This is a genomic window from Mangrovivirga cuniculi (assembly GCF_005166025.1).
In the GTDB taxonomy this organism is placed as follows: Bacteria; Bacteroidota; Bacteroidia; order Cytophagales; family Cyclobacteriaceae; genus Mangrovivirga; species Mangrovivirga cuniculi.
The window spans coordinates 2,685,980-2,701,527 of record NZ_CP028923.1; the positions used below are offsets into that span (position 1 = coordinate 2,685,980).

Sequence of the window (15,548 nt, forward strand, 5' to 3'; positions counted from 1 at the left end):
TCGGTATTATTATAGAAAGAACCATCACCAGCAAACCTGAATCTTCGATATCCTCTTAAATTGTCTGTTCCCCCAGCGTTTGTGCCTGGAAAAAGGCATAATCTCCAAAAGTATATCCTCCGCCAAATCTGGTTGACCAGGTTACCCTGCCCGGTAACCTGAAAGTCCAGTAGAAAGACAGGTCTCCACTTAGATAAGCAAAATCTTCACTGTATTCTGTAGCTCCGGCAAGTGCTGAGGCTGTAAGCAGGAATTTAATTCCCCTTTTTGGTAAAACAGGATGATCGATGTCCACATAAGATAATTCACTGGATAAACCGATATAATGCCTGGTCTGAAAAATAAAGTCGTCATTGAATTCATCGGGAGGTAAAGTCGCGATAAAATTATCTTCGTTATCGTCTTTATCAAGCTTAAAATACTGATATGCAGGCCCTGCTTTAAAATGGAATCTGTTTCCAAGATTACCACTAAGATATAGGCCAAGGTTAGCCTGGTTGAATCTGGCCCTGAAATATGAAATAGGCTGTTCTGAAACGTTAAGACCAGGGGTTTCATTTCCAAAACCAAAGAAGTTTCGCACATAATTTGGCGCCAGGAGATTTGCTTCTATGTTAAAATCAAGTTTTTTATAAACATCAATAAAATTTCCGGTATACCTGATGTTAAATGCGTTTGTCCTGAAAGCATAATTGGCGGTAACTCTTTGTCTCAAAGCATAGGGCTCTTTTCTGAATCCATGTTTTATATAATCAAGTCCGCCACCCACGAAAATGCCATCATCAATATTAAATTCAAATGAGAGTAACGGGATTAGAAGATTATATTTAAAATTTTTTCGGTCATAATAATAAACAGATGGATCTTTACTGACCTTTGTTTTCCAGCCTTCCCCTTCATTAAAAACGCCCAGAGAATCATAAGCATATTTATAAACCAATATTTTTGGTTGCTTTACCGGTGTTTCATTTCTTATCGTATCCTCTCCTTCTCCTTTAAACACCCTTATTTTTATGTCAGTTTTATTGTCCCCTTCAAATTCTATTACATCATCTCCGGCACGAGTATAAATCCTGATCTCTTTTGTGATTTCCGGTTTAAACTTTCTTTTGTAAATGACCTGTTCTCTATCTCTGTCATCACCATCAATTTTTTTCATTTCCACCCTGACTTCACCGTCATCCTGTATCTTCACTTCCACTTTTTCATGTTTATCCGAACCGTAGACATCCACTTTTTCCGCTATAAAATCATAATATTCAAGCGCTTGGTTTACCAGGTCATCCCTTCTTGATAACAATCTTTTTTGAACCTTTTGTACAGTTTTCTGTGAAATATTGTCTGGAAAACGACTAACAGCTTCTTTGATCACCTCATCAGTTAGTTCGTTTTGAACATCCTCCGCCAGGTCTTTCCAATCCTCTTTATCAAGTTCATTAAGAAAGGTTCTGTCGAAATATCTGCCATTAAACATGAAGGTATTGATATCATCTATTTCTTCATCAAATCCCTGAAATTTGGGCATCAGCCACTTTCGGGAAGCTATTTTGGGAATAAATCCTTCATTAACGAAATATGCCTGGTCCCGGTCTCGTGGCACAGCAATATATCTATTGCCTTTTTCTTTATCTATTTGTGCCCAGCGCCACTGATCGTCATGCCTGTCCCAGTCTGCAATGACTATATCCAGCAATCTTGCCTTTAGGAGTAGCTTTTGGTCAACGGTATTGTCATTATCCTCTTTAAGGTTTTCGAGTACCTTGTCAGTACTATCGTAATCCTCTGGCTTAGCATCCGGAGGTTTGGGTTCTCTTTTTTCAAACAAGTATACACCACCTCCGAATTCTTTTTGATAGATGCCAAGTGCAGGATCTTCAGGTAACCAGACTAATTCAGGTTCTGCATGAGGAATCCCGATAGCTTCTGCCATCGGAGGTATAGTAAGAGCTGCATATGGATTGCTGGCAGAAATCTGATCCTGGACTATATCTTTAGCTACCGTTTCCCTTAGTACCTCAGGAATAGCTGATTCAGGAAATTTATTCACCGACCTAAGTACATATTGAGTGCCAGCGCTATCTTCCAGTCTAAGACTCTTTGTTTGTTGTCCACCTCCCCTTTTAACTATTTTGAGCCCGCCCTTTTCTTCTTTTATATCCAGAACCCTGAATTCATTTTCTACGGACCATATTTCTCTGTAGTTTTCTCCAAACAGTTTTCGTTTAAACTTCTTTGCTTCATATTGATTTGTTATCGTCGTATCAACTTTGGCAGGAAAATCTCTCTTAATGTCATCAGACCCCATATTCTTAGGTGCCTCAGCCAGGTAATCAAAAAGTTTATTTGAGTATAATGTGTCTCCGTAGCTATTAAAAAAATCCACTGATACTTTTTCATCATAAATATTTAATGCAGCATAGCCCTTAGATTCAGCTGAGAAACGGGCCGGATTTCTTCGTCTTTTCACATTACTCAATTTCGCAGCTGATCCACTGACAATATAATGTGATCTATCTGTTTCAATATATTGAAGTGAATGTTCATGCCCGGCAACATGAATTGTATAGGGATGCCTTTTAAGCAAATCATGAAGGCGCTCAGACATTTCTCTATATACAGGGTGCGGCCGGTCCTGAATATTTCCAAACCAGGTTCTGTATAGCGGATAGATCGAGCCAATTCCGGGAAGAGGAAGATATAGTTGCTGATTAGCTGCAGTTAAAGGGAAAAGATGTTCTTTTATAGTATAAGCACCATTGTGCTCACCAAAAGTGAAGACCGGGTGATGCATTGCGATTATTTTGATTTTCTCCTTATGCCTGACGAGAATGTCATTTATAGCATAGAGAACCTCTTCACCGGTTTTATTTTCACAATCACTGTCTTCTCCGGGACGAGTATCATGAGATTGCAGCCACCATTGGCTGTCAATATAAACTATGATCACTTTGTCGTTTATTACGCGATATTCAGGACCCGGACAGCCATTGTAAGGAAAATAATATACGTTAGGTTTATCAAGTGATCTAACAAAATTTTGTTGCCTTTTTACTTGTTGCAGACCATATTTCCTTCCTCTTGCCCAGTCGTGGTTTCCCGGGACAAATGAAACTATGGTATTGGGTAAACTGGAGGCTTCAACTTGCCTTAATAATACATCTTTATATTTAGTGTAGTTTTTATCGTCTTTAGTGGGAAGTCCTAATGGATAGATATTGTCGCCCAGGAAAATAATTTCTTTTTGAATATTATTATTATGATTATCAAGAATATTATCTATAACAGGATGAGAATCACCAATTTCAAATTTTCCAGCGTCACCAACCAAAAGTATTTTAAGCTCCTGCCCTTTAGATTGGTGCGAAATCAATAAAGATAAAAGCAATACCAGCCAAATTATTGAATTGTATTTAACTATATTAATCCCGTTTTTAGCCATCTTCATTTATATTAATCTCTTCACTACAGAGATGAATTTACTGATATCTTCAGGAGTATTGTAAACATTTATGGATATTCTAATTAAAGTCTTTCTTACAGATACTGAAATATTTTCTTTTTTGAGTTCATCAGCTAATTGAGTTGCTGAAACATTACTTTCTGAGAGATCTATTCCTATCAAGTGGTTTTCTCTTTCACGAGCATTATTAATTTTTAGGCCACTTGATTCACAAAACTGAATTAAATCTTTACTCAATTCTTCACAATACTTGTTAACGCCTTCTACAGTCCACATATTCAGTTGTTCCAGAGCATCTCTAAGCATTGGTAGGAGAATAAAATTACTGAATTCGCCAACATTAAATCGAGATGCTCCCTCATCATATTCATCTGTATAATTAGTCAGGGAAGAAAAATCTGCTGCATTCGACCTGTTCATCCATGAATATTCTATCGGCTCACCCTGATTCAAAGATTCATCTACATATAATAAACCAATGGAATAAGGGCCGAAAAGCCATTTATAAGAAGCTACTATGAGTGCATATAGATTGCATTCTGCGATATCAAGCGGAACAGCTCCGACAGACTGAGTTCCATCCACAATTAATTTAATGCCTTTTTCATGACATACTTTCCCTATTTCTTTTAAGTTAAAGGCCGTGCCGTCAATCCAGTGAACTGTTGGGATAGCAATAATAGAAGTTTTGTCGGTGATGGAATTGATAAGCTTTTTACTCCAGGTAATTTCACTTTCAGAAGAAGGTTTTGGGATTTCTTTAAGATTAGCGCCATTATTTTTACACCAGTTATCAATTGTATAATAGCTGCTTGGAAACTCATCGGCTACCATTAGAATCTCATCATTTTTATTTCCTTCCAGGTTTCTGAAAACTGAAGCATAACCGTAGGAAGTAGATGGAATTAAAGCTATTTGTTCGGATTTACAATTAACAAGTTTTGAATAAAGTGATTTGATCTGCTCTTTAATAGTAAAGAAATCGTCCGGATTAATTTTTGTTGGATCTCCTTTTGACTTAATCCCTTGAATACCTGCTTGTTGACTCGAGGTAAGTAAAGGAGACATATAAGCGCAATTCAAATAAATAGTTTCAGGAGAAAGACTGAATTTTTCTTTTTGGCATGTTAATTCCGGCATAAAATCATAACAAATATTTAATGAAAAATAATCATAGTGAATAATAAAACCTAATGAATGAAATATTCTGGAAAAATATGATTAGTTTTTTAAATAAATTATTTATCATAACCAACTTTTTAATTTATATATAAAACTCTTTGCTCCTTTAAAATGAACAAAAAGGCAATAAGGTTTGAAGCGCTGGATATTACTCGTGGATTTGCTATTTTAACAATGGTACTTTCCGGAGTCATTCCATATAAAATCTTACCGGATTATATGTATCATGCACAAATACCACCTCCCGATCACGTATATGACCCGAATTTACCGGGACTAACGTGGGTAGACTTAGTATTTCCGTTATTTATTTTTTGTCTTGGAGCAGCAATTCCATTTGCCATAGGTTATAAATTGCGGAAAGGAACTAGTAAAGCACATATAGTTGTAGAAATTTTCAAGCGTTTTGGCTTATTAGTTATCTTTTCCATTATCCTACAACATTTCAGGCCACATCAAATGTTAAATCCACCTGATACAATTACATGGATAAAAGCAATAATCGGATTTGTTGTATTGTTCTGCTTATTTGTAAAGCTTCCTGAAAGATTTGGGTTTTACAGGTATGTAGTTAGAGCTATCGGCTGGAGTCTTACATTGTTAATTATTTTCACTACCAGTTATCATGATCCTTCTGGTTTTAGTGCTGGTAGAAATGATATTATTTTGTTAGTTCTTTCTTATATATACTTGTTCTCTGCCTTATTATTTTTGTTTGAGGATAAAAAAAATATTATCTATATTTTCACTGTTTTGGGGTTGCTGGCATTTCGGCTAACACATAACGAAATAGAATTTGTAGGTGCTATCTGGAATTGGAACCCTTTACCATCAATTTATAGTTTTAGATTTCTTCAGTATCTATTCATAGCTATACCCGGGATTATTGCAGGAAAAATATATTTAAGTCATTATCAGGAAACACCTAATTCGGCTCCCGGGAGGAATTATATTATTCTGATTTTAATATTAATATTTTTAGTTGTAGCTACCCTTATCGGGTTTCAGGAACGAATACAGCTTTTCTCTTTTATTATTTCAATTGCATTAATATTGTTAGGATTTTATATAGTTAAAAAATATCAGTATTCTCTATTTACCTTGATTTCCTTTGGAGCGGGAGTGATTTTACTTTTGATTGGATATTTTACTGAAAACTACGAAGGTGGAATAAAGAAAGATCCATCAACGTTATCTTATTTCTTTATAACTTCTGGTCTATCATATTTTATTTTACTGTCATTTACTCTTTTGATAAAAAAATATAAACAATTAAGATTTTTAACTTTATTATCTCAAAATGGGAAAAACCCAATGATTGCCTATGTAGCCTTTGGAAATTTACTATGGCCTATTATAGCAATAACGGGCCTTGAACCATTAATTTTAGCTGTCTCTCAGGATATATTAACAGGATTGATTAGAGGAATTGCATATACTTTAATTATCGCGATGATTACCGCTTTTTTTACAAAAAAAAATATATACTGGAAAACCTGATCAAGTTTGATCAAACATAATTTTATTACCATCAGGATCTACAATCACAATAGATGTTAGGCGTTTGGATTTATTATCTTCAGTAGCCTTTATTATTTTTAATCCTGTATTATCCATTCCCTCTTTAATCTTATCGAGATCATTTGCGTTAAACATTAAAATGTTTTTCTCAAACATACCCTGGAACAAACCTATTTGCAGGTTATCATTTCTCATTATTCGCCACTTGGTAAGATTATTATCAGGAAAACCCTGGTTAGTATGTCCTCCATCAACTACTTTAAATCCCAGTTGCTGATAGAAGTTTATACTTTCCATGATATCTTTTACTTTTAAACTCAAAGAAAATTGTCCGAGCTGCATATTTCCCCCTTTCTTATGTGATCGCTACAATTATAACGTGGTAAATATTGAATTATTTCAATCTTTAATTGAACTTTAATAATAAATATAACGAAAATAAATGTATTTAGTTATTTTTGGTATGAGATTTAGACTATTAATATTACTTCAACTCATACTTTAATTTGATTATATCCGGACTACCATCTCTCGCTTCATTCGAGATAAAAAGGTCACCGTTTGAATTAAAAGTTATACCTTCAGGCTGATTAAAAATCCTGGGATTGAGGTTGTGAAATGATTTTAGGTTTTGATTTTCATCAAATACGGCAAGCCATTTACCGACATGAGATATAATATAAATATCATTGTTAAGTGGATTTGTTGCAGCTCCGGAAGGACTCACATGTATTTTTTCTTTTCCATTTAATTGCTTCCCGGTTATTTTCCAATCTTTCGTTTTTGTGATTTTATTTGAATTTAGATTTAGCTTGTATGATCTTGCTTCATCTTTATCATCTCCTTTACAGTTTTTACAAAGCAAGAAAATCGAATTATCCTTTGAGGAGAGAATAAGAGTTTCAAAATCATTTTTACCTTTAAAAGGAAAATCAATTTTTTTTGAAATTACGTTTTTCGAAAAAGCGTTTGAAACTACATATATATCACCATCACTCTCGAGGCAATAATATTTATTATGAAATAGGGCTAAAGCCTCAAAATCCATGCTTTTCTTAAAATCTGAGACTTTAATTATTTCCTTTGATTGGATATTTACTTTATAAAGTCTGCCCCTTTCGTCTTGAATACAGATAAACTCGTAATTATCGGACCATAAAATACCCGATACTTCGTTAAGTTGATCAGGGAGAATAAATTTTTCTCTGTTCTCATAGCTATATCCTGGTGGTAAAGTGTATTTTTTATCATTATTAAAAGAGCAGGTAGAGGACAGTAGAATAATCCCTAAAAAGAATATAAATTGATTATATTTCATAAATTAATGTTAGAATAAATAAATATATACAGAAATAAAGATATGTCTGTAAACCTTGATATACTTTCCAAAGCTGAAGATCATGTCAAAAACATTATATCAGATAAACAAAACAATGATCTTCTTTATCACAACCTTGATCATACTGTTGGTGTGGTTCAAGCCTGTGAGGAGATGGCCGATTTTTATAAATTAAATGTTACCGATTATAATGTGCTTATATGTTCGGCCTGGTTTCATGATATTGGGTATTTTCTGGGTGAACAGGAACACCATGAAGAAATAAGTGTTGGTGAAGCAAGAGACTTTTTATCATCAGAAGGTGTGCCTGCAGAATTTATTGAAAAGGTCGAAGGATGTATCATGGCTACAAAAATGCCCCAATCTCCTAATGGTCTTTTACAGGCAATTTTGTGTGATGCTGATTTATATCATTTGGGTACCGATGAGTTCTATTCAAAAAGTAAACGACTAAAGGAGGAGACCGAAATCATATGTGATAAAGATTTCTCTGAAAATGAATGGATAAAAATTAATCTTGATTTTCTTCGATCACATAATTATCACACAGATTACGGTAAAAAATTTTTAGAACCAGTTAAGCAAGAGAACCTTGATAGGTTGGGAAAAAACTACCAGGTATTTTATGAAGATGAGCCATCAGAAGGAAACACTTCCGTAACCGAACCTCATCAAATAAAAGAAGATCTCCCTGAGATCACGAGAAAAACTGAAAATAAGAAGGTTAAGAAGAAAAAGAAAAAACCTGATCGTGGGATTGAAACAATGTTCAGAATAACTGCTCGTAATCATATTGAATTGAGTGCTATTGCTGATAATAAAGCAAACATAATGATATCGGTCAATTCTATAATTGTCTCAATATTAGTAACGGTATTATTCAGAAAATTTGAGGAATATCCGAATTTAATTTTACCCTCCATATTTTTATTAGTAACCTGTTTAGTGACCATGGTATTTGCAATTCTGGCTACCCGTCCTAATGTTACATCAGGAGTATTTACTGAGGAAGATATCAAGATGAAAAGATCTAATTTATTGTTCTTTGGTAATTTCTTTCGGATGAGCCTTGACGATTATCAGAAAGGAATCAAAGAAATGATGAATGATCCTGATTTTTTATATGGTAGTTTAACTAAAGATATATTCTTCCTGGGGAAAGTTCTGGGACGAAAATACCGGTTGTTAAGATATGCTTATACTGTTTTTATGTATGGGTTTATATTTTCAGCTCTTGCTTTTGGTATTGCAATGATATAAAGGACCGGCTATACATGAAAAATATGGCCGGTCCTGTTTTATTTTTGTTACCTATTATAAAATGAAATACCTGCTTGTATACCAAAGTAGTTCTGAGCCTCAAAATCGTCATTTTTGAAATTAGCATAATAAGAAAGTCCCAGATTAAGTCCGAAACCGGGATAAACCCAATACACCACTCCTACTTCCGGGTTTAAAGAAAATTGCCAGGTTTCATCTGTAAAAGCAAAGATACCGATATCTGTTTCTCTGTTAATGTAAGTGGTCCCAATACCTAAATTAACATAAGGACGGATTTCATCTTCGAGAAATTGCTTACCAATTGTAAAATAAATTGGAACCGCATCTTGATATCTGTATTGTCTACCCGAAATTGAAGTATTACCATCAACCGCGGTTTTATAACCACTATCTTCATAAAAAACATTATAACCGGTCTTAAAACCAAGCATTACTCCGCCATTTACTTCACTTCGAAATGACAAATTTAATCCTCTGAATGACACTTCTTCAATATAATCCGAAAGATCTCCAGTGGGCAGACCAAGCGAATAACTAATAGATGTATATTTTGTTTGAGCATTCATTTGATAAGAAGCTATCAGGAGTAGTCCTGAAATTGTATATAATAATATCTTTTTCATCATCTATTTGTTTAAATATGGTGATTGTTCAAAGCCCTGGTCTATAGAAGTATTTATTCTGGAAATGATAGAAGAATTGCTTCCCTGTAGTAATCCATTCACTACCATTGTCCAGTAAACAGGTATAATGTCATTAAATTGCGAATCACCTAAAGGTGTTAATTGTACTAATAAGGTTCCTGTAGTATATCCTGTTGTAACTGGAGGGTAAGGATACCACCATCCACCACCATTACAATACCATGGATACCACCAGCACCAATAGCCATAATCGTAATAATAAAATATAGTTGTCAATGTAGTGTAAGATGGTAGAATAACAACATCAGGGTTATCTTCTTCATTTACTCTTGTCCAACCATAATTATTCATGTTTTCTTCGATTTGACTCAAAATTGGATCTGCAAATTCAGGATCCATAAATTCCGGGGTATCATCACCCGGTCTTTCATCACCAATTTCAATGATTTCGTCTGGCAGAGCGTAGGTTGTTACACTTCCGAAATCATATGTGTCATCAAAATTCGTTACAACGACATCAAGATCTGATACGTATTCAGCACCGCCCGGCTGACAACCCTGAAGGAGTATCATTACATTAATAATGACTCCAAAATAGAAGTACTTAGTAAGGTTTTTAATCATCTTCATTCTGTTTTGATTAATAAAAAACTTGTCATCCACCTCTCCCACCTCTTCTACCTGTAGCAGGCCGAGGTTGTGCCCTTTGAGGCATATTTCTCCTGGCATTATTTACTCTTGTATTTCCTCTGTTTCTTTGATATTGCATCCGGTTCAGATCGCTTGTGTTAGACGGTCTGCTCCAGGAATTTCCAGACCTTTGTTGCCATCCGGATTCCCGGGTGTTTTTGTAAACATTTCCATTTCTATCTGAGTAAATATTATTATTAGTTTGCCTGGAACCAGTACGTGTAGCGTCACGGGTATTTCGACCAGGTTGTTGCCTGTTTGATGGCCTTGCAGTAGGGTTTCTGTCTCGTGAGGGTCTGGTATTTGTTATTCTGTCTCGATCTCTGTTTCCTGTTGAAGGCCTGGTGCTTGGTGCTAATTTATCCGGTCTGCCCGGTCTGGGCCTATTACCGGAAGAAACCCCTGGCCTTCCATCGTAAATGTTGTTGTGATTTCCATAATAATTATTGTTGATCACAATATTATTATTACGATATATTCCTCCTGGTGGCCTATGCCAATAATGAGGTCTGTATGCCGGAGGACCCCACCAGCCTCCTGGCCTGTAGTATCTTCCTCCCCAGCTGAAATTAAACCAGCCAACACTAAAACCGAAGCTCATACTCCACCCTGACCATGGATTATAATGCATTCCAAAGCCCCATGTTACAGGTCGTGGATAATATACGCTACCATACCATGGATTATAATGATAGCCGGTTCCATAAATAATAGTTGGCCCATATCTATAACAACCAACGTAACCAGGAGTATATCCCATATATACATAATCAGGGGTTACATCATAAATATTTACATACTTTACATTATAGGTTGGGTTATCAGGAGGTATTTTCTCAACTTCTTCCGGTCTGTCTGTAGCCACAGCCCATGGACCTTCAGGATCATTGCTAAAAACCAAACCCCGTTTTCTACCGCATAAAATCCCTTGTTATCTCTTATTACTGTTGCAGAAGTATTTACAGCAAAGCTTAAACTCGTTCCTTTTATTTGCTCGAATTTTGGTTTACCATCATATTCTACGTTGCAGGTGGCCTCTTTCCTATTTACTTTAGCTGTTTGTGGAATTTGGGCATCTAATAGAGCTTCTTCAGCAGCCACTGTTCCTGCAACGTTAGCTAAGACATTATCTTTTTCGGAACCTTCCGGGATAGCACTAAAATCTTTTGGTAACGCATCACTTTCAATAAATTCCCATGTTCCATCCAGCTTTTTAGATCTATACCACCTTCCGGATAATACTGTATAGTAGTATTGATCTTCTATATTCATGAATACATTATCACCTGAATTATCCATGTATAAAAGATTGGTGCCCTGAATATTAGAAAATGATGCCGGACCATTGGAGCTGATCAATTCAGCAGGATTTGTTTTAATTATTATTTTTGGTGTGGTTTTAAAAACTTTTACTTCTTTCTCATTTTGATTTTCCTGCTTTTTAATTTCTTTATCTATACTTGCGATTTTCTTCGGTAAAGAAGATAACTCCTTCCATTCACCAAATAAGCTGGCAGATGAGAACCAAAATTTCTCTCCATAGAGGTAGAATTGATTATTATCAAGATCTTTAAATATAAGGAATGGCGTATTTGTGATTATTTCAATATTTAAGTCTTTCTGTTTATTGTAAATAGGATCGCCATCTATTAATACCAGTATGGATTCGTGGTCGACATAAACTATTTCAGGTGGGCTATTATCATAATCAGGCCTAATTAATTCCTGATCTTTTTCAATAGTTGCAATAATTTCATCTAAGTATATTACCAGGTCCCACGTTGGTGCCGTTTCTTCTATTAATTCCTTTAATGACTCAGACTCTTCCGGACTCAGATCCTCAGGAAATCGAACTTCAGTTATATTAACCGACTCCAGAGATGCTGTCCTCGAGTCGCGGTCAACAGTAATCATGACATCTGCCCAAATAGCACCAAAGACCGGATCTATATTCATGTTTTTCTTAACACTAATTGCTGATCTGACTTTTAAATGATTCCCATTTAATTCTTCCGGATGGGGTTGGTAAATTGTTATTGAGGCACCACTTTTTGTATTTATAATTTGCGGCCAATTATTTTGACCATAAATACAAAACTGGAGAAATATTAAAACCTTAATTAATATTAATTTTTTCATCCTTCATTAATATTATAAATGATCACGATTCTCAAGCTACCTTATTCGGGTATGTACTAGAGCAATTTTATTCCAAGACCTATTAATACAGTGTTTAATCTAAGCGAGTGATCAGAATTATTATTTAAATCAGTTAATGTACGTTGAAATCTTAAAGCAAAACTCAATATTGAGATATCAAGGCCTAATCCGGCATGAATATCCCAACTTCGTTTAACGACATCAGCTCCCAGATATTCGGTCCCATTAATGTTTACCTCGTCTTTAATAATATTAGATAAACCGGGTCCTGCGAATATGTGAAACCGACCAAAATCAAAATCAGTTATTTTATATCCCAATAAGATATTACTGTCAATAGCACGCAATTTTAAGTTATAATCAGTGACTTGCGTCTCATCAATATCCGATACCGTTGCCGATTTAGAATCATAATTTATTTCTGCCTGAATATAAAGCCTGTTATAAGAAAGGTATCTTGCAAATAAACCAACCTGGATTCCACTCCCACTTGTCTGCTCATCGTATTCAAGATCTGTTGCAATAAAGGAAGAACTCATTAATATTTGAGGACCTAATTCAAAAGTCTGACTATGAATTTGAAAGGAAGTAAATAGTACGATTAAAAATGCTATCTTCCGCATAAAAATAAATTATTCGGTAATTTTTATTCTATGATAAATTAATGAAAAAAAGTAATTATTCTAAGCTAAACGATTTTTATTTTATATTAATTCGACGAGATAATATCAATCGTAGGTTTCCTATATCCATATTTACAAATTCATTTTCCTTATCTGTTAAAAACCGTGTTCTTTCGTTGAAAAATTTCATACCTACATTCCACTCTCCCATCATAACGCCTGTATAAATTCTAAAGTTGAAATCAGGTCTGAAATAAAAAAAATCAAGGTGTTCATTTGATGGCAGCGATAAGTTGGTGTAACCAATGGCCAACCCGGTAGAAATGGCCCCATTAAATATCAAACGTTTCAAAATTATCAATTTAAAGCCTAATCCGATTGACGGGGCTATTTTATAAAAAGAAATTTTTTCAAAGGAGAATTGATTTGATTCTTCAATTTGAGACGGAATAATGGCGGAATCTGCAGAAATAATCCCTCCGATTATCTCACCACCCAATAAAAATGAAGCCCCGGAAAAATGTTGCTTACTATGACTTTGATCCGGTGATTGAATATCAAAGTTTTTATGGTTAAGAATCTTTAGTACATCGATTCCCAAAACATTGACATTTAAATCTTTTCTAAGATAGTAAGGCTCATCATATCTGATTCTTGAATAAAACCCACGATAAAATTCTCCATAAAAATCTACTATAAATTTTTTGTTTAGAACCATGTGAGCCTGGAGATCCAGGTATCTGGTGTTTCCTTTTTTTTCCCTGTTGGGATTTAAAAACCCAAAGCCATAGGCCAGGTTCAGAGTGGCAAATTTATAAGTAGCTCCGATTCCCATATTAAGGGTCGTACTAGGTAAATATCTGATTGGTTGATGATCAAGCGATTTAAATTGAAGTGCGGTGTATTTTTTTGAAAAATAGAACCTGCCTATCAATTTACTCTCATATTCCTGAGAAAAAGTAGTATCTGTATCATCTTGAGAAAACAATTTTACAGGATTAGAAATCAGGAGAGCGATTAATAAAAATATATATGAAGTTTTTGGTTTCAAACTTGGTATTAAGCGAACATTTATCAGTTATAATAATTATATTTATTATTACCTAAGTTATAATTTAATGAGTGAAAAAATAACATATTTTGAATATGGTTTTTTGGTAAGACTAATGATTTTAACAACTATTATTATTAGTGGTTATATAGTTTTGAGTTCTATTTTTAGTACTGCACCTCACTTAGCGATAATTTCTCCACTTTTATTGCTCAATATTTTTGGGCTTCTAAGAATTAGAAAAAAAGACTTATTTAAAATAAAAAACCGGTATGTAGGAGCTTATCTTGGAATAGTTTATCTAACAATAGTAGCTCTTATTATTTTCACCGGAGATGTTCAATCACCCCATTTAGCATGGTTAATTATCCCTTCGTTTTTTCTTTCTTATTAGGAGGAAAAAAAATTTCAATAACTTTCCTTGGCCTTACTATCGGGTTCATAGTGATCTTGTTAATATCATACGGAGATAAGCTCTTTTATGATAATCAACAGCCATTCATTACTCGATGGCATGTGATTAGTGTATTTACATTAATTATTTCGATTGTATTACCGATGTATTGGTTTTTTAGTAAACTAATTAACCAGAAAAATAAAATCTATTCTCAATATATACTTTTACAGGAAAAGTCTAAACAGATAGAATTTCAAAATAAAGTGATTGATGATCAGCTAAAAAAAATAAACATTCAAAATGTCAATTTACACGATAAGCATATTGATTTAGAGGCTGCAAAAGAGATGCTGAATTATCAAATGGCAAAAGTAGAAAAGACAAAGAGCAGATTAGAAAGATTTACCGGTACATTGTTGATTTTATCAAAAAAAGAAGCTGTACACAATGGTAATCTTAATGAGTTATGGCAGTTGATTTCAAGAGTAATAAAAAGAAATTTAAATATTAATCGGGTCAGCTTCTGGAAATATGATGAAAGTAAAAAGAAGTTGTCGTCTTTATATATTAATGATCAGGATAACAGTGAGTCTTTCGAAAAAATTGAATTGATTGAAAATGAGTTTCCTGAATATTTTCAAGCTCTTAAAGATGAAAAATTAATTGTTGTTGATGATGTTTTTGACAGTGAAGTCACCCGAAGTCTGTTAGTTCCATATATGATTCCAAATGAAATCAAGTCAATGCTTGATTCCCCTTTCTTTATCGATAATTCATTAGGGGGAGTAATTTGTTGTGAAAATTTAAGAACAAGAATGTGGCAACCCGAAGAAAGATTTTTTGTGAATTCTTTATCTGATTTAATCACTGTAGCTTACAAGGCAAAGCAAAGAGATATTTACCAAAAGGAATTATTAAAAAGAAAAAGGAGATTGAGGAGCTAAATGAAGAATTAGAACAAAAGGTTAGACAAAGAACTATCGAACTAGAAGAATTAAACCATCAGTTGATGGATTATGCCTTTTTAAATTCACATGTAATCAGAGGCCCCGTCTGCCGGGTAGTAGGTTTAAATAATGTTTTAAACATGAGTGATGACGAGGTTGAAAAAAATACCTGATATCACAAATAATTCAAACTGTAAAAGAAATCGATGAGGTCACTCACAAAGCTTCCACAATTTGACAAATGGTACAGTCT

General features: G+C 34.3%; 14 protein-coding genes. 4 read left to right on the plus strand and 10 right to left on the minus strand.

What is annotated here, in order from left to right; translation table 11 throughout:
* Positions 1-55 precede the first annotated feature (55 nt).
* Both DCC35_RS11770 and DCC35_RS11775 read right to left on the minus strand, forming a co-directional pair.
* On the minus strand, positions 56-3,439 hold the full coding sequence (locus tag DCC35_RS11770) for a hypothetical protein (RefSeq protein WP_137090990.1): 3,384 nt from the start codon (positions 3,437-3,439) through the stop codon (positions 56-58).
* Between the two features lie 6 nt (positions 3,440-3,445).
* On the minus strand, positions 3,446-4,600 hold the full coding sequence (locus tag DCC35_RS11775; protein ID WP_137090991.1) for an aminotransferase class V-fold PLP-dependent enzyme: 1,155 nt from the start codon (positions 4,598-4,600) through the stop codon (positions 3,446-3,448).
* A 153-nt stretch (positions 4,601-4,753) separates the two neighbouring features.
* On the opposite strand from DCC35_RS11775, the gene DCC35_RS11780 reads away from it, so the two are divergent.
* Entirely contained in the window at positions 4,754-6,142 is a 1,389-nt protein-coding gene (locus DCC35_RS11780; protein ID WP_137090992.1) for a DUF5009 domain-containing protein, read from the plus strand.
* Here DCC35_RS11780 and DCC35_RS11785 read toward each other — a convergent pair whose 3' ends face one another.
* Together DCC35_RS11785 and DCC35_RS11790 are read right to left on the minus strand one after the other, a co-directional pair.
* Positions 6,143-6,505 carry a VOC family protein gene (locus tag DCC35_RS11785; protein ID WP_137090993.1) on the minus strand — a complete coding sequence of 121 codons (363 nt, stop codon included), beginning with the start codon at positions 6,503-6,505 and terminating at the stop codon, positions 6,143-6,145.
* Between the two features lie 142 nt (positions 6,506-6,647).
* A complete protein-coding gene (locus DCC35_RS11790; protein WP_137090994.1) occupies positions 6,648-7,481 on the minus strand; it encodes an SdiA-regulated domain-containing protein in 834 nt (277 codons plus the stop codon).
* Between the two features lie 42 nt (positions 7,482-7,523).
* Between DCC35_RS11790 and DCC35_RS11795 the strand changes: the two genes are divergently transcribed.
* The gene (locus DCC35_RS11795; protein ID WP_137090995.1) at positions 7,524-8,762 is read left to right on the plus strand and encodes a Pycsar system effector family protein; all 1,239 of its coding nucleotides are present in this window, start codon (positions 7,524-7,526) and stop codon (positions 8,760-8,762) included.
* A gap of 47 nt (positions 8,763-8,809) precedes the next feature.
* Here the strand turns inward: DCC35_RS11795 and DCC35_RS11800 are convergent, their stop codons facing one another.
* The 6 genes from DCC35_RS11800 to DCC35_RS11825 form a co-directional block, all read right to left on the minus strand.
* Entirely contained in the window at positions 8,810-9,406 is a 597-nt protein-coding gene (locus tag DCC35_RS11800) for a glycine--tRNA ligase (protein ID WP_137090996.1), read from the minus strand.
* 3 nt (positions 9,407-9,409) lie between these two features.
* Entirely contained in the window at positions 9,410-10,156 is a 747-nt protein-coding gene (locus tag DCC35_RS11805; protein ID WP_137090997.1) for a DUF4136 domain-containing protein, read from the minus strand.
* A complete protein-coding gene (locus tag DCC35_RS11810) occupies positions 10,083-10,982 on the minus strand; it encodes a hypothetical protein (RefSeq protein WP_175402800.1) in 900 nt (299 codons plus the stop codon). Before DCC35_RS11810 ends, DCC35_RS11805 begins: the two co-directional genes overlap by 74 nt.
* On the minus strand, positions 10,919-12,256 hold the full coding sequence (locus tag DCC35_RS11815) for a hypothetical protein (RefSeq protein WP_137090999.1): 1,338 nt from the start codon (positions 12,254-12,256) through the stop codon (positions 10,919-10,921). Before DCC35_RS11815 ends, DCC35_RS11810 begins: the two co-directional genes overlap by 64 nt.
* A gap of 56 nt (positions 12,257-12,312) precedes the next feature.
* On the minus strand, positions 12,313-12,900 hold the full coding sequence (locus DCC35_RS11820) for an outer membrane beta-barrel protein (RefSeq protein WP_137091000.1): 588 nt from the start codon (positions 12,898-12,900) through the stop codon (positions 12,313-12,315).
* 76 nt (positions 12,901-12,976) lie between these two features.
* Positions 12,977-13,951: a DUF4421 family protein gene (locus tag DCC35_RS11825; RefSeq protein ID WP_175402801.1), complete on the minus strand. Its 975-nt coding sequence runs from the start codon at positions 13,949-13,951 to the stop codon at positions 12,977-12,979.
* Positions 13,952-14,018: 67 nt separating this feature from the next.
* Between DCC35_RS11825 and DCC35_RS11830 the strand changes: the two genes are divergently transcribed.
* Entirely contained in the window at positions 14,019-14,345 is a 327-nt protein-coding gene (locus DCC35_RS11830) for a hypothetical protein (protein ID WP_137091002.1), read from the plus strand.
* The gene (locus tag DCC35_RS11835) at positions 14,309-15,292 is read left to right on the plus strand and encodes a GAF domain-containing protein (protein WP_137091003.1); all 984 of its coding nucleotides are present in this window, start codon (positions 14,309-14,311) and stop codon (positions 15,290-15,292) included. The genes DCC35_RS11830 and DCC35_RS11835 overlap by 37 nt, the downstream gene beginning before the upstream one ends.
* Positions 15,293-15,548 lie beyond the last annotated feature (256 nt).

Excerpts from the sequence above, each read along its gene's own strand:
- DCC35_RS11770 (WP_137090990.1), bottom strand. The coding sequence starts at position 3,439 with ATGGCTAAAAACGGGATTAATATAGTTAAATACAATTCAATAATTTGG.
- DCC35_RS11775 (WP_137090991.1), bottom strand. The coding sequence starts at position 4,600 with ATGCCGGAATTAACATGCCAAAAAGAAAAATTCAGTCTTTCTCCTGAA.
- DCC35_RS11780 (WP_137090992.1), top strand. The coding sequence starts at position 4,754 with ATGAACAAAAAGGCAATAAGGTTTGAAGCGCTGGATATTACTCGTGGA.
- DCC35_RS11785 (WP_137090993.1), bottom strand. The coding sequence starts at position 6,505 with ATGCAGCTCGGACAATTTTCTTTGAGTTTAAAAGTAAAAGATATCATG.
- DCC35_RS11790 (WP_137090994.1), bottom strand. The coding sequence starts at position 7,481 with ATGAAATATAATCAATTTATATTCTTTTTAGGGATTATTCTACTGTCC.
- DCC35_RS11795 (WP_137090995.1), top strand. The coding sequence starts at position 7,524 with ATGTCTGTAAACCTTGATATACTTTCCAAAGCTGAAGATCATGTCAAA.
- DCC35_RS11800 (WP_137090996.1), bottom strand. The coding sequence starts at position 9,406 with ATGAAAAAGATATTATTATATACAATTTCAGGACTACTCCTGATAGCT.
- DCC35_RS11805 (WP_137090997.1), bottom strand. The coding sequence starts at position 10,156 with ATGCCAGGAGAAATATGCCTCAAAGGGCACAACCTCGGCCTGCTACAG.
- DCC35_RS11815 (WP_137090999.1), bottom strand. The coding sequence starts at position 12,256 with ATGAAAAAATTAATATTAATTAAGGTTTTAATATTTCTCCAGTTTTGT.
- DCC35_RS11820 (WP_137091000.1), bottom strand. The coding sequence starts at position 12,900 with ATGCGGAAGATAGCATTTTTAATCGTACTATTTACTTCCTTTCAAATT.
- DCC35_RS11830 (WP_137091002.1), top strand. The coding sequence starts at position 14,019 with ATGAGTGAAAAAATAACATATTTTGAATATGGTTTTTTGGTAAGACTA.
- DCC35_RS11835 (WP_137091003.1), top strand. The coding sequence starts at position 14,309 with ATGGTTAATTATCCCTTCGTTTTTTCTTTCTTATTAGGAGGAAAAAAA.